The organism is Penaeicola halotolerans, assembly GCF_016464625.1.
In the GTDB taxonomy this organism is placed as follows: Bacteria; Bacteroidota; Bacteroidia; order Cytophagales; family Cyclobacteriaceae; genus Penaeicola; species Penaeicola halotolerans.
On sequence record NZ_JAEAGO010000232.1, the window covers coordinates 1 to 235 of the forward strand.

The window sequence follows — 235 nt, forward strand, 5'->3', positions numbered from 1 at the left end:
CCCACAGAGTCTCATCCTCTGTGAAAACAAAAGAACGTTTCCATAGCATCTTAACCTTAGATCCAAATTTTAAATTCAAGGTATTTTCAAAATATCTATCTTGGGTTAGTTCAGCAGCATTTATAAACAGAAGTCTTTTAACAGCTGTTGCTCCATCCTCAGCATTCAAACAATTCAAAGAGAGCATAATAGTATACAGTATCAAGATTCTCTGTGTATTTTTCATCTTTATGCG

General features: G+C 34.0%; 1 protein-coding gene. It reads right to left on the reverse strand.

Annotation, left to right across the window (positions count from 1 at the left end):
- Window positions 1-226: hypothetical protein (locus I5349_RS14110; RefSeq protein WP_226391397.1), on the reverse strand; the 226-nt coding region annotated here is incomplete at its 3' end.
- Between the last annotated feature and the right edge of the window lie 9 nt (window positions 227-235).